At 71.6% G+C, this 14,093-nt stretch carries 10 protein-coding genes; 7 read left to right on the top strand and 3 right to left on the bottom strand.

Annotated elements, in window-relative coordinates; all coding sequences use genetic code 11:
- A partial coding sequence (locus VFO26_RS03080; protein ID WP_325113414.1) for a glycosyltransferase family 2 protein occupies window positions 1-281 on the bottom strand: 281 nt, incomplete at its 3' end.
- Between the two features lie 128 nt (window positions 282-409).
- On the opposite strand from VFO26_RS03080, the gene VFO26_RS03075 reads away from it, so the two are divergent.
- The gene (locus VFO26_RS03075) at window positions 410-1,240 is read left to right on the top strand and encodes a methyltransferase domain-containing protein (protein WP_325113413.1); all 831 of its coding nucleotides are present in this window, start codon (window positions 410-412) and stop codon (window positions 1,238-1,240) included.
- On the top strand, window positions 1,237-2,976 hold the full coding sequence (locus VFO26_RS03070) for a hypothetical protein (RefSeq protein ID WP_325113412.1): 1,740 nt from the start codon (window positions 1,237-1,239) through the stop codon (window positions 2,974-2,976). Before VFO26_RS03075 ends, VFO26_RS03070 begins: the two co-directional genes overlap by 4 nt.
- Window positions 2,977-4,498: 1,522 nt before the next feature.
- On the opposite strand, the gene VFO26_RS03065 is transcribed toward VFO26_RS03070, so the two are convergent.
- On the bottom strand, window positions 4,499-5,833 hold the full coding sequence (locus tag VFO26_RS03065) for a glycosyltransferase 87 family protein (protein WP_325113411.1): 1,335 nt from the start codon (window positions 5,831-5,833) through the stop codon (window positions 4,499-4,501).
- 47 nt (window positions 5,834-5,880) lie between these two features.
- On the opposite strand from VFO26_RS03065, the gene VFO26_RS03060 reads away from it, so the two are divergent.
- From VFO26_RS03060 to VFO26_RS03045, 4 genes are read left to right on the top strand one after another with little or no spacing between them, the layout of a single operon-like run.
- Entirely contained in the window at window positions 5,881-7,443 is a 1,563-nt protein-coding gene (locus tag VFO26_RS03060) for a glycosyltransferase family 39 protein (RefSeq protein ID WP_325113410.1), read from the top strand.
- Complete coding sequence (locus VFO26_RS03055) at window positions 7,440-8,123, top strand: class I SAM-dependent methyltransferase (protein WP_325113409.1); 684 nt, start codon at window positions 7,440-7,442, stop codon at window positions 8,121-8,123. The genes VFO26_RS03060 and VFO26_RS03055 overlap by 4 nt, the downstream gene beginning before the upstream one ends.
- Before the next feature lie 43 nt (window positions 8,124-8,166).
- The gene (locus tag VFO26_RS03050; RefSeq protein ID WP_325113408.1) at window positions 8,167-10,149 is read left to right on the top strand and encodes a transketolase C-terminal domain-containing protein; all 1,983 of its coding nucleotides are present in this window, start codon (window positions 8,167-8,169) and stop codon (window positions 10,147-10,149) included.
- Complete coding sequence (locus VFO26_RS03045) at window positions 10,146-11,519, top strand: CDP-glycerol glycerophosphotransferase family protein (RefSeq protein ID WP_325113407.1); 1,374 nt, start codon at window positions 10,146-10,148, stop codon at window positions 11,517-11,519. Before VFO26_RS03050 ends, VFO26_RS03045 begins: the two co-directional genes overlap by 4 nt.
- 14 nt (window positions 11,520-11,533) lie before the next feature.
- Here the strand turns inward: VFO26_RS03045 and VFO26_RS03040 are convergent, their stop codons facing one another.
- A complete protein-coding gene (locus tag VFO26_RS03040) occupies window positions 11,534-12,007 on the bottom strand; it encodes a hypothetical protein (protein WP_325113406.1) in 474 nt (157 codons plus the stop codon).
- 71 nt (window positions 12,008-12,078) lie between these two features.
- On the opposite strand from VFO26_RS03040, the gene VFO26_RS03035 reads away from it, so the two are divergent.
- Entirely contained in the window at window positions 12,079-14,043 is a 1,965-nt protein-coding gene (locus tag VFO26_RS03035; RefSeq protein ID WP_325113405.1) for an O-antigen ligase family protein, read from the top strand.
- Window positions 14,044-14,093 lie beyond the last annotated feature (50 nt).

Here is a 14,093-nt window from a genome sequence, read left to right as displayed (position 1 = left end):
TAGGTCTCGTCGGCGTCGCCCATCACGATGAACGCCCCCTGTGCGACCGCGAGGCCGGCCAGGTAGGCGCTGCCGTACCCGGGCCGCTCCTCGCGCACCACCGTCGCCCCATGCTCCGCGGCAACCTCGGCCGAGCGGTCGGTGGACGCGTTGTCGACGACGATCACCTCGCCGGGCCGACCGGAGCGGCGGATCCCTTCCCGCGCCTGGTCGACGACGGCGCCGACCGCGTCCTCCTCGTTCAGGCAGGGAATGACGACCGAGACCTCCGGACGCTCCACGGAGGCATTATCGGCATCGTCCCGGCGCAGGATCGGACGGGCGTGCTCGAAGTGCGACATGACCTCGAGGCGGCTCCGACCCCGTCCAGTAGATTCCGGCGGTCGTGGCGCGTCACGAGGGTCGAGAGGTGAGGATCCCGGCGTCCGTACGGGCGCTCGGCTGGCGCACGGGCAGGCGTGCCGTCGACTGGAGCGCCGAGCGGCTGAAGCTCGCGAGCTACGTGCCGATGTACGACTACCGCGAGCAGCTGGACGCCAAGACGACGCTGACGCGCGATGAGCGGCCGATCCGAGACAAGCGGGGTTCGACGGTCTCGGTCGAGGACGTCGACCTCACGCTCACCCCGAAAGGCCTCGCCGACGTCGCAGCCGGCCGCGAATGGACGGGTCTGCGGGTGCTGGAGGTCGGCCCGAAATACGGTATCCATACGCGCTGGATCGACGAGCACCTCCGTCCGTCCTTCCTCGCGTTCTCGGACTTCGAGGAGGACAGGCACCTCCACGAGCGGTGGGAGGCCGACCTCCGCGCGCCGCACGCCTGGGTGTTCGGCGACCTACGTCGTGCCGATGCGCTCCGCCAGCACGGGCCGTTCGACCTCGTCTTCTTCCTCGGCGTGCTGTACCACAGCGCCTTCCACCTGGAGCTGCTCGGGATGCTGAACCGCGTCACCCGTCTCGGGGGGGAGATGGTGCTCGAGACGACCACCGACCCACGCCCCGACTCCGCCTTGCGCGTCCGCTGGCAGCCCGGTACGGGAAAGGCGAAGATGGTGCCGACGTTCGACGCGCTGCGTATCGAGCTGGCGTGGACCGGCTGGCGGGACGTGACGGTCTTCACGGACTATCGACCCGAGTCGGACGAAGTCCTCCTCCTTTGCCGGAAGACGGACGAGCTCGGGGACGACTCGGACGTCGCCGACGTCGTTCGTCCCCAGCGCGGCGGCGCCGCCGCGGCGTGAGCCCCCGGGTCGCCGCAGCGCTCACGCTCGGTGGGACGATCCTCGCGGCCGTCGTCCTGTGGGGCACCCTCGGACAGCAGCTCGACGTCCCCACGGTCTTCGGCGACGAGCTGATCCACTGGGACGCGTCGCGCTCGCTCGCGGCGGGCGACGGGCTCCGAGTCCGCGAGAGCGACTACGGGTTCGGGCCGGTCTACCCGCTGTTGCTGGCGCCGGTCCACCTCCTGACGGCGGACGACCTCGACGCGTACCGGTGGGCGCGCTTTCTGAACGCGGTGCTCTTCGCTCTCGCCGCGCTGCCCGTGTTCCTGCTCGCCCGGCGGCTGCTGCCTCCTGGTTGGAGCGTCGCGTGCGCGGCGCTCTCCGTCGCGATTCCCTCCGCGCTCTACACCGGCTTCGTCATGACCGAGGGCGCAGCCTACGTCGCGTGCATGCTGGCGCTTCTCGCCTTCGCGCGCTGCCTCGAGCGGCCGACGGTCGCGGCGCAGGTCCTCGCGCTCGCCGCGTTGGCGCTCGCGGCCGGGGTCAGGCTTCAGCTCGCATCGCTCGGCCTCGCGTTCGCCGCGGCGCTCCTGCTGAGGGGGCTTCTGTCCCGTGGGCTTCGACTGCCGTCCCGCGACGATCTCATCGCGTTCTGGCCCCTCCTGGTGATCCTGGGCGGCGGCATGGTCGCGCTCGCCGTGCGCGCCGCACTCGGGAACCCGCTGGCCGGCTACGGCGACCTGTGGCGCTCGTATGACCTGGGCGACGTCGGTCGCTGGACGTGGCGAGCAATCGCGGGCCTGGGCCTCTACCTCGCGCTCGTGCCGCTCGTCGTCGCTCCGGCCGTCCTCGCCGCTCTGATCCGGGAAGGGCGACAGGGCGTCAGGCCGGCTGCGGCGTTCGTCCCGCTCTTCGTCTGCGTCAACGTGGTCCTGCTCCTCGTGGTGGGGGCGTTCTCGAGCACGGAGTTCGGAGTCGGCTTCCTCCACGACCGCTACCTCTTCTACGTCGTCCCGCTCTGGCTCGTCTCGACGGCGGTCTGGGCGGAGCGCCGCGTGCCGGTTCGGCCCGCCGGGCTGGCGCTCGGGGCGTTGCTCGTGATCGCGCCACTCGCCACGCTCCCGACGTACCTCTTGAACGACGACGGTGGCCGGCGGTTCGACGCGATCGCAGCGGGGTTGCCGTCGCAGGTCGCCGAGCTCGCCGGCCTCTCCGAGCCACGGCGGTGGTGGCTGCTCGTCGCCGGGCTCCTCGCAGTGGCGCTCGTCCTCCTCCTCGCCCGACGTCGCCGCTGGCTCGTGCTGGTGCCGGTCGGCCTCGTGTTCGCCCTCGACGCCGGCTTCGCGTGGGACCTCCGCATCGAGGCGGCACGCAACGTCACGTTCGCGCCCATGAGTGCAGCCACCACGGCGTGGGTCGACCGGGCTGTGCCCGAGGACGAACCGGTGGGCGTGCTGGCCGGAAGCGTCTCGGTGGAGACACGCGACGCGCTGCGCCTCACCGAGTTCTTCAACAAGTCCATCGGCACCGCCTACGACCTCGCAGGGGGCTACGCCCCGACGCTTGCCTCTGATGCGGTGCGGATCGCCGGGGGCGGAGTCGTCGTCACGGACGCGGGGGAGGTCGACGCCGACTGGATCGTTGCGCCGCGCGAGCTCGAGCTCGCCGGAGACGTCGAGGCCGAGGGGACGGTCGTCGGTCTTCGCCTCTGGCGGGTACAGGGCCCGCTGCGCGTCGTCGAGGGGCGGCCGTGAGGCGCTGGCCGCGCAGGATCTGGAGCCGGGCGACGGAGCTGGCAGGCTCGCGCCAGGGCGCCGCGATCCTCGTCGCGGCCTCGCTCGTCGTCTACGTGATCCAGAGCCTCGGCTGGCCGACCGCGCCGGGACGGGACCTCGAGTCCTACCTCGGCGTCTACGTCGACTTCTGGCATGCGGACGCGGTGTTCCCCTGGGAGATGCTCTCGCGGACTCCGGTGACGCCGCTCGTGATCGGCGGTCTCCTCGATCTCGGCAGCCCGTTCCTGGTGGAGGTCTTCGGGGCGCTTCTGTTCGCCGGTTCGATCCTCCTCTATGCACGAACGGCGCTCCTCTTCGGTCGCGGGCCTGCGGTCCTCGTCGGCGTCGCGCTCGTCCTCTACCCCGGTTACGGGATCGTCTTCCACGAGCTGGCCAGCGAGATCGCGCTCGCAGCCGGCTTCTCCGTGTGGACGGCGCTGACGGTTCGCGCAGCCCTCTTCCCGTCGGCATGGCGGTTCGCCGCCGCGGGCGCCGCGACTGCTCTCATCGCGCTGACCCGTCCCGCGAACCAGGCGTTCCTCGTCGTCGCCATCCTGCCGCTCCTCCTGGCCGGCTCGTGGCGGGTGCGGCTCGGCCGGACGCTCGCGTTCGCAGGGGTCGCCGTCGCCCTGCTCGGCTCGTGGGCGGCGACGAACCTGTGGCGCTACGACGACCTCGCTGTCACGCGGGGCGCGCAGGCGAACCTACCGCTGTTCCGGGCCTTCATCGTCGACCACATCGTCCATCCGGACAACGGTCCCGGGTCACGCGAGCTTGCAGCGGCCGTGCAGCGCAACCTCCTCACGGAGGAGCCGTACCGCTCGTACGGGATCGACCTCGCGACGTTCTTCTCGCGAGGGAGCCCGAGAGAGCACGAGGACCTGATCAGCCTCTCCGATCGCGTCTGGGGCTGGGACTCCGACTACGAGGTGCTCGGTCGCGCGGCCCGTGAGGCGGTTCGGAGGCACCCGGGGACATACGCCCGCAGCGTGCTCGAGGACTTCGTGAAGGAGCTCTCCAAGCCGCTCTTCGCCGGGCGTGTCGCTGCCGCGTCGGACGCCACGGCGGCACTACCTCCGAGCGCACCGGCCGCGCCCCGCAGCAGCGAGCTGCCCACCCCGACCGAGGGTGAGCCGATCCCCTCCGAGCACCAGAACGCCCAGATCTCGACCCCCGACGGGTCGATCCGCGAGGTCTGGACCTCACCAACCGAGCATCACATCGTGTTCGACGATCCTGCCAAGAGGCAGCGCTGGATGGAGAACGACCGCCGCGTCGCGAGCCTCTACGCCGCGTTCCCCGACCGTTGGTGGAGTCCGTGGCTCGGTCTGCAGATGGATCGCTCGTCGAAGCTCTACCCGCCGCTCTGGCTCTGGCTCCTCGCCGGCATCATCGGAGTCTCGGTACGCCGTCCGCGCCACTGGTGGGCGACGGCCGCTCCGGTCGCCGGCGCGTTGGTGATGCTGCTCGCGACGGTCATGACGGTGTGGGCGGAGCCCGCCTACGCGGTTCCCGTCGCTCCCGCGTTCATCCTCTTCGCCGCGGTCGGCCTGCTCGGCGACCGGAACGGCCGGATCGCGGGCGCCGCGAGCACGGCGAGGACGGCGAGCAGCAGTGCGTTCCGCGCGAGCAGGTAGGCCGTCTCGGCGGATCCGCGCTCGTTCACGTAGTCCCGGTAGAGGTCGGGGAACCAGTGCTGCGTCGCGACCAGCGCGGCCGCCAGGAGCGCCGTCGCCACGCGTCCTCGCCTGCCCGCCACCAGCGGCACCAGCGGCACGAGCCAGAGGACGAACTGCGGCGAGAGCACGCGGCCCAGCGCGAGCTGCGCCGCGATCACCGCGGCGCAATCCCGCACGAGCCTCGCAGACGACGCCTCGGGTCGCCGCCGCGCCGCGAGCCACAGAGCGAGGACGATGGCGATGGCCGCGAGACCGCCGAGCGTGCCTGCGACCTGGCCGAGAGCGCCGGTGACGTCCGCACTCCGCACGTCCCCCGTCCCGCCCTCGTCGACGCCGACGCCGAGCGCGCCGAGCCCGACCTTGTCCGCGGCGACGCCGAGGGCGACCACGACGCTCCCCGGGATGCTCTCGACCTGCACGCCGCGCGTCAGCTGGGCGCGGATCGAGAACCACGCCTCGCCCGGAGCAAGTGCGATGAACGGCAGCACGACGACCGCGAACGCGGCGGCGGTGATGGCGATCGAGAGCATCGCTTCGCGACCTCCCCGGCGCCGGTGCACGTAGATCGCGACGAGTGGCAGCAGGAGCAGCGGATAGAGCTTGGCCGCGACCGCAAGACCGAGCGCGAGCGCGGCGAGGCGTGATCGGCCGTGAAGGAGCGCTGCGACGCAGGCAGCCGTGAGCGCCACAGGCAGGGCGTCGAAGCGCGTCAGCGCGAGCTCACCGAGCAGCAACGGCGTGGCAGCGACGAGCCCGAGCGCGGCCACCGCGTGGCCGATCGAGGCCCGGAGCGCGGCGAGCGACAGCGTGGTGAGGACGACCGTCGCCGCGAGGAGCGCGGCCATCAGGGTCGCGAACCCGCGCGCGTAGCCCCTCGCCGCGTCGTTCAGCTCGGGCTCGTACACGGGGTCGGCGTTCGGCGCAAAGAGGGACGGCAGGAGGAACGCGGGCAGCGACCCGGGTGGGTACTCGATCCGGAAGTCGCGGTAGGGGACGGCACCGTCGGCCATGCGGTCGCCGAACGACTGGTACAGGGGAACGTCCCACGACGACGCGTCGTCGGCGCGCGACCAGGTGAACAGCGCGGTGAGGACGAGGAGTGCGAGCGCGGCGGCCGTGAGCAGTGCGAGGTCGCGCCCCGTCGCGGTCCTGCGCATGCGCGGAGGCTAACGAGGAGCCGACCCGCTGGGTACCGTCCCGCCCCGTGACGTCGCGCCTGACAGAGCGCCTGGTCTCGTCGCGAGGGGCCGGACTGCTCGTTCTCGTCGCGCTTGCGAGCTACGCGCTCCAGGCGCTGGCCTGGCCGCTCCAGCGGGGGCGCGACTCGTGGGACTACTGGCTCGCGTTCCTCCAGCTCGGGGACAGGGATCCGCCCTTCTCCGCCCTCCAGGTCTTCCGGACACCCGTCGCTCCGCTCGTCACGGGCATCCCCATGTGGGTCGGGGGAGCCCGTCTGACGGAGGGGGTCTTCGCGGTCCTGTACGCCCTCTCGATCCTGGGCTGGGCGTGGGCCGTCGTTCCGATCTCACGCCGGGTCGCCCTCGCCACGGCTCTCGTCCTGCTCGTCACGCCGACGTACGCGGGTCTCTTCCACGAGGTGTCGAGCGACCCGGTCTTCGCGTTCCTCCTGGCCTGGTGGGCGGGGGCGGTCGTCCGTGCGTGGAAGACCGGGGCGACGTCATGGCTGGCAGCCGTCGGCGTGGGGGTCGCGCTGCTGACCCTGTGCCGACCCGCCTCGCAGGTCGCTGTCCTCGCGTGCGTGCTCGTGCCCCTCGTGGCGCGGCGTGGCGGGAGAAGCATCCTGGCGGGCATGGCCGTAGCGCTGACCGCAGCCGCCGTCCCACTCGGGGCGTGGGCGGTTCACAACGCCGTGCGCTACGACGACTTCACGGTCGCGCGCGGGAGCAAGGCATGGGTCCCGTTCTTCCGCGTCGGACGCGCCGTCGATGCGGCAAACGGCGACGCGTCGCGGCGGCTCGCCGACGCTGTCGAGCGCGAGGTGCTCCCCCTGCCGCCGTACGCGACCCGGGGCGTGACGGTCGAGACGTACTTCCACGGCCTGGGGAACCTCGAGGTGATCCGCATGATCGCCCTCTCCGACGAGGTCTTCGGCTGGGACACCGACTACGACGTGCTCTTCGACGCCTCGCTCGAGGCGATCGGCGCCGACCCCTGGTGGTACGTCCGCGGCGTCGCCGACACGTTCTGGGACTTCCTCTCGCAGCGCTACGCGCCGGAGCCCCGCGAGCGGCCCGTCCCGATCCCCGGGCATCCGACGGAGCTGACGATCGACGGCAAGCCGTTCCCCGCCCCGATCACGGTGTCCCCGCTCCTCGAGGCCCTTCGCTACGGCTTCGTCTGGTGCCCGACGGACGACATCGAACGGTGCGTGGTGCCGGACCCGCTCGCGGCGCTCGGCGACGCAGGCGAGGCGAAGCGCTACGAGGAGCTGGTCGACAGGATCCGCGACTGGAACGCGCAACTGCCCACGCGCGACTCGAACGCTTCGCTCGCAAGCAAGGGCGGGACGGCGAGCGAGCGCTGGCCGCGACCCATCCTCTGGATCGCGGTGGCCGTCGTCGCGCTCGCCATCCGGCGTCCGCGCGGCTCTGCCCCGGTGCTGATCCTCGGAGGGATGGCGGCGCTCGTCCTGCTCGTACATGCGCTTTCGCAGGCGCCGCAAAGCGAGTTCCAACTGCCCTTCGTCCCGGTGTGGATCGCCGCCGCGCTCGTGGCCCTGCTCGCGCCCAGACAGGCTCGCGCATGAACCGGATCGACGTCGTCCGCACTGCGCTGGCCGGGGTGGAAAACGCGAGGTACCTCGAGATCGGAGTGAAGGACGGGGAGTGTTTCGACGCGATCGACGCGACGACGAAGGTCGCGGTCGACCCGCGCTTCGCGTTCCGCCCACCGCTCGGCCCGCGCCTGCGCTCGGCGCTGTGGGCGACCACGGGCACGCTCTACTTCCGCACGACGAGCGATGCCTTCTTCGACGGGCCTGCTCGCCGCCTGGCTCCGTTCGATGTCGTCTTCGTCGACGGCCTGCACACGTACGAGCAGGCGTACCGGGACGTCGTCCACGCGCTCTCAGTGCTGCGAGCAGGAGGTGTGGTCATCGTGCACGACTGCAGTCCGTCCAGCGCGGCGGCTGCTGCTCCGACTCTCGCACAGGCCGGCGAGATGGAGGGATACGTCGGGGAATGGAACGGCGACGTCTTCAAGGCCATCGTGCGGCTCCGGACGCACCCCGATCTCCGAGTCAGCGTGCTCGACTGCGACCAGGGGGTGGGGATCGTCACCCGCGGTGCCACCAGAGCGCCGCTCGAGCTCGCGTTGCCCGAGATCGAGCGGCTCGCATACCCTGACCTCGAGCGCCACCGCGCGCGACTCCTCGACCTGCGCCCCGCGAGTGACCTGGCGGCGCTGCTCGAGGCGCGCCGCGGCTGACGAGGCGGCCGGGATGCGCGGCGGTCGTCCCTACAATCACGCCGTGCCAAGGCCGGCGCTGATCCCTCCGGGCGAGTTCGCACGTGTCGCCGCGAGCCTCGAGCCCGATGCTCGGCTCGCGATGCTCGCCGACATGTGCCGGTTCAACGCGCTGACAGCGGTCAAGCGCGCGGGCTCCGGTCATCTCGGCTCGACGTTCAGCTCGCTCGACGTCGTGGTGCACCTCCTCTGGGAGGAGCTGAACGTGGTCGCAGTCGGCTTCGACTCGCCCGACCGGGACGTCTTCTTCTCCTCGAAGGGCCACGACGTGCCCGGGCTCTACGCGGCGCTCAACGCGCTCGGCGTGATCCCGACGGACCGTTTGCTGGGGATGCGTCGGCTCGGCGGGCTCGACGGCCATCCGGACGTCGGCGTGCCCGGGATCGAGGCGAACTCCGGCTCGCTCGGGATGGGGATCTCGAAGGCCCGCGGAATCGCGTGGGCCAAGCGCCACCTGGGTCGCGACGGTCGCGTGGTCGTGATGACGGGAGACGGCGAGCTGCAGGAGGGCCAGAACTGGGAAGCGCTCCAGGCGGCCTCGCACCAGCGCGTCGGACGGCTCCTCGTCGTCGTCGACCGCAACGAGCTCCAGTCAGACCGCCCGACGGAGGAGATCCTCGCGCTCGAGAGCCTCCAGGCGAAGCTCGGCTCGTTCGGCTGCCGCGTCGTGACGTGCGACGGCCACGACCACGCCGCCCTGCGAAGCGCGTTTCGGGACCTGTGGGAGGAGGACGACGGCACCCCCGGCGTCCTGATCGCGCAGACGGTCAAGGGAAAGGGCGTCTCGTTCATGGAGCACCCGACTGCGCTCCGCGACGGTGGGGGAACGTACCGCTGGCACGCCGGGGCTCCCGACGACGAGACGTTCGAGAGAGCCGCCGCGGAGCTCGAGGAAGGCATTCGAGCGCATGCCGAGACGGCCGGCATCGAGACGGTCGTCACCGAGCTCGTTCCTCCGTTGGAGGAAGCGGCCGGGACGAGCCTCCAGGGGGAGCCCGAGAGCGGCGCCGGCGCGCCGAAGCCGCGTCCCCGGGTGACCGGGGAGTACGTCGCGGCCGCGTACGGGGAAGCGCTGCTGGAGCTCGCAGCGCGCGAGCCACGGCTCGTCGTGCTCGACGCCGACCTTGCCTCCGACTGCCGTGTCCGCGCCTTCGAGCTCGCGGAGCCCGACCGCTTCGTGGAGAACGGCATCGCGGAGCAGGACATGGTCTCGATGGCCGCGGGGATGGCACGTCACGGGCTCGTCCCGGTCGTGAACTCGTTCGCGAGCTTCCTCGCGTCCCGTGCGAACGAGCAGGTCTACAACCAGGCGAGCGAGCGAACCAAGGTCGTCTATGCGATGCACTACGCGGGGCTCGTCCCCGCAGGGCCGGGGAAATCCCACCAGAGCCTGCGCGACGCGTCGCTGATGGCGGCGATCCCCGGAGTCACCGTCGTCCACCCGTGCAACGCGGAGGAGACCCGCGCGGTCGTCGAGTGGGCGGTGCTCGAGGCGACCGAGAGCGTGGCGATCCGGCTGGCGATCGGCCCGTCGCCCCGCCGCATCGAGCTGCCTGCCGGGCACGGGCTGGCCCCCGGTGTGGGCTCGACGCTGCGGGAAGGCGACGACGCGATGCTCGTCTCCTATGGGCCAGTGATGCTCCACGAGGCGCTCACCGCCGCCGAGCTGCTCGCGGAGCGCAGGATCGAGACGGCGGTCGTCGCGATGCCGTGGCTCGATCGGGTCGATCCCGGGTGGCTCGCGGACACGTTCGGCGGGGTGCGGGAGGTGCTCGTCGTCGAGGATCACGCCCCGGTCGGCGCCCTCGGAGACACCCTCCGGCGCGGGTTGGCGGGGCTACCCGAGCCCCCGGCGCTCGACGTCGCCGGGGTCGAGGGGTGGCCGGCGTGCGGGACGCCGGCCGAGGCGTTGCGCCACCACGGGCTCGACGGCGCCTCGCTTGCCGACCGCGTGGCGCTCGCGCTGCCGGGTCGCGCAGGCGCGTGACGACCGCGAGGCCCGTCTGGGTCGTCGTCGCCGACCCCCTCACGGCGAGGACCTTCTTCGACTGCGGGATCGTCGAGGGGCTCGCAGAGCACCTCGGTGGACGGCTGCGGGTCGCCCTCACGTTCGGCCGGCCCGAGGCAGACGCGTGGTCGAAGCGCGTGCCCGACGGCGTTCACACGTTCCACGTCGACGACCTCTTTCCCGACGCAGTGCCGCCTCCCGAGCGCGTGGCGCGTCGAGCCGATCGGTGGCTCGACGAGCGGATCGGGTACTTCCCGCTCGCGATCCGCCTCAACCTGCGTCACGGCTTCCACGGGGAACGGATGCTCCCGGGGCACCGGAACCAGCTGCTCGACTCGGACCGCGTCGGGCCGCTCCCGGTGCGCCCACGTGTCGAGCAGGCGATGCGTCGCTGGCACTTCTCCCCGCGGCGACATGTGGCGAGCGCCTTGCGGAGGCGCCTCGAGGCCGAGCGGCCGGACGTCGTCCTCTCGAACCTGCAGATGCAGTCGGCGACGCCGTTCATCGTGCTCGGCCGGAGGCTCGGACTCCGAACCGTGGGCTACGTGGCGAGCTGGGACCACACCGTCGGGAAGGGCGTGATCTGGAACGGGCTCGCGCGGTACGTGGTCCAGAACGAGCGGATGCGCGACGACCTCGTGCGCTACCACGACGTCGACGCCGACCGGGTCGTCGTGACCGGCTGGCCGCAGGCAGACGTGTTCCATGCCCGGCGTCCACGGCGGGCGTTCGAGGACGTCCTGCGCCGCTACGGGCTCGACCCGGGTCTGCCTCTCGTGATGGTGATGGGCAACACGCCGACGAACATGCCTTACGAGGGCCGGTTCTTCGAGCGTCTCGTCGACTGGTGGGAGAAGACCGGCGCCGCGCAGCGCTTCTCGCTCCTGTTCCGGCCCCATCCCCGGGACGGCGAGTGGCGTGAGCGGTTCGCGTCCGCGCTCGACCGCCGGGGCGCGGCCGTGCAGATGCCCAGCCATACCGACATCGACGTGCTCGCGACCCTCCTCCAGCACGCCGATGCCGTCGTCTCGAACGCGGGAACGGTGCTGCTCGACGCACTCGCGAACGATCGGCCGTCGGTGTGCGTCCTCTACGACGAGGGCGCCCCTGCCGGCGAGACCTGGGCTGCGAAGAGCGTGATCGGAGAGCACTACCGTGACGTCGCCATCTCGGGCGCGTTCCACGAGGCGCGGTCGTTCGAGGAGGTCGTGGCCGGCATCGAGCGCTGCTTGGAGGCGCCGGCCGAACTCGCGGCGGAGCGGCGGGCGGTGACCGCCAAGGTGGTCGGGCCGGTGGACGGCCGAAACGCGGAACGTGTGGTCGACGCGGTCGTCGACGAAGTCGGATGAGGTCCGCCGCGCTCCTAGGCGCGGGCGTCGGCGCCGCGTGACCGAACCGCGAGCGCCGCACCACCGGCGGTGACGACGACGAGAGAGAGCAGTAGACCGATCATGTACGCATCGCCGACCGGCGACGCAGCGCTCGCCGCAGCCTGGAACGTGCGGTCGAGCGACGCTCCCGTGACGGTCGAGGAACCGCCGGCCGCCACCACGTCGGGATCCAGGGTCGTCTTCGGTGCCCCGTAGTCCGACGACGTGGCGATGGTGGCGAGCGCCTTTGCCGTTGCGGCAGGCGTGCCTTCGAGTGCACGCCGCGCCGTCGGGGTGAGGGCGGCGAGCTCGGTCTCCTCGACACCCGGTGCCTTCGGGCCGCCTCCCGTCGGGACCAGCTCGGTGTACTGGCTGACCGCCGAGGAGGACGGAGAGGGTGCCGCTTGCGCCCGGGCGTCACCCGCAGCGGTTGCAGCGGCGACGGATGCGGCCACGAGTGCGACCAACGAGGTGCTCCGCCCGCTTCGTGGCCTGCTCTGCGAGAGGGCGCGCGACACCACCCGATAGCGTACCCCTCGTGTCCGGGCTCTCGAGACTTGGTCCCGGCACCCTCGTCACGGGGCTGGTCGCGGCGGCCGTTCTGTGGGTCGCGTACGACAACGGAAGCTATGGCCTCGCGAGCCGGAGCGCGCTCGCGATCGTCGTCTGGTGGGGTCTCATCGTCGGTCTCGTCTTCGGTCTCATGCCGAGGGATCCCATCCCACGTGTGTCGCTCGTCGTCGGCGCCCTGGTCGCAGCGCTCGCTCTCTGGACGCTCGCGTCCCTCTTCTGGACCGCGGACGCGGAGGCGACGTTCGACGAGTTCAACCGGGTCACCCTGTACCTGGGCACGTTCACCCTCGTCGCGCTCGGCTCCCGTCGCAGCACTCTCGGTCGGTGGGCGGACGGGCTCGCCGTGGCGATCGCCGCGGTCGCGGCGATCGCGATCACGAGCCGGCTCTTCCCCGGCTCTTTCCCCGAGGGCGACCTTCCCACCTTCCTCCCCGGGGCCGTCACCCGGCTGAGCTTTCCCCTCGGCTACTGGAACGGGCTTGCGATCTTCGTCGCACTCGGCGTACCGCTTCTCCTGCGGCTCGCGCTCGTCGCTCGAAACCCCCTCCTGCGGGGGCTGGCGCTGGCACCGATGCCGGTGATCGCGACCACCGTCTACCTCACCTCGTCGCGCGGCGGCGTGGTGACCGTGATCGTCGGGAGCCTGGTGTTCATCGCCCTCACAGAACGGCGCTGGGCCGCGACGGCCGCCCTCGGGGCGTCTCTGCTCGGCGCTGCAGCCGCTGTCGCCCTGCTGCTCGATCGCGACGAGCTCGTGAACGGCCCGCTGGGAACCGACCTCGTCGAGCGCCAGGGCAGGAGCGCAGCGCTTCTGATCGGGCTCAGCTGCGTGGCGACGAGCTCGCTCTACGGGCTTGGCGTGAGCTCGTTCGAGGGTCGAGTGCGACTGCCGGCGTGGGCCGGACGGGTCGTTGTCCTCGCCGCCCTCCTCCTGACGGCGATCTGGGTCGTCGTCTCCGATCCGATCGAGCGCTTCCGGCACTTCAAGGCACTGCCCGGCCAGGTAGCGGCATCAGGAGACGGGGGCTTCGTGCAGGCGCACCTGCTGAGCGGGAACGGAAGTGGACGCTGGCAGTTCTGGTCCGCGGCGCTCGACCAGTGGAACGCCAACTGGCTCGTCGGCGACGGGGCCGGCTCGTACGCGAGCTGGTGGTCGCAGCACGCGTCGTTCTCGTACTTCGTGCGGGACGCGCATTCCCTGTACCTGGAGGCTCTCGGGGAGCTCGGAGTCCTCGGTCTCGTTCTGATCGCGGCGGTTGTCGTCGTCGGCGTCGCGACGGGAGGGCGGCGGTCCTGGCGGGTGCCCGGAGAAGCCGGGCTCACCACTGCGTCTGTCACTGCCGTCTTCACGGCGTACGGCGTTGCCCTCGGCTTCGAGTGGATGTGGGAGCTCACTGCGGTGAGCGTGGTGGGCTTCGCTTCACTCGCGCTGATCACAGGCCCAGCGACCGAGCGTCTGGCTCAGCCGCGCATCGCGACCTCCGACCGTCCGCAGCCTCGGACGTGGAGACCGGGGTTCGGGTTCGGCGTCGCATCGCTCGCTGTCGCCTGGGGGCTGATCTGCGCTCAGGCGATTCCCCTGCTCGCGAACCGCGAGGTCGCGAGGAGTCAGAGGGCCGCCCGCGCGCTGGATCTCGAGAAAGCAGTCGGGGCCGCGAAAGCGGCCCGCGACATCCAACCGTGGGCGGCAACGCCCTACCTGCAGCTCGCGCTCGTGAGCGAGCAGGGAGGAGCGCTCTCCGCGGCGCGAATGTGGATCGAGGAGGCAATCGAGCGCGACGGTCGGAACTGGCGGTTGTGGCTGGTCGCCGCTCGGCTGGAGACCAAGCTCGGGCAGCTGGCCGCGGCGGAGCGAAGCCTACGCCGCGCCGTCGAGCTCAACCCTCGCTCGCCGCTCTTCCAGGAACTGCTCGACGAACCCGCAGGATAGGGACGGCGTCCGCACGGCGAGATGGAGCGATCCGGAGCTACGGTCCCGGG

It is taken from the genome of Gaiella sp. (assembly GCF_035710885.1).
Taxonomy (GTDB): Bacteria; Actinomycetota; Thermoleophilia; order Gaiellales; family Gaiellaceae; genus Gaiella.
This window is presented reverse-complemented; position numbering and strand designations above follow the sequence as displayed.

Excerpts from the sequence above, each read along its gene's own strand:
- VFO26_RS03065 (WP_325113411.1), bottom strand. The coding sequence starts at position 5,833 with ATGCGCAGGACCGCGACGGGGCGCGACCTCGCACTGCTCACGGCCGCC.
- VFO26_RS03055 (WP_325113409.1), top strand. The coding sequence starts at position 7,440 with ATGAACCGGATCGACGTCGTCCGCACTGCGCTGGCCGGGGTGGAAAAC.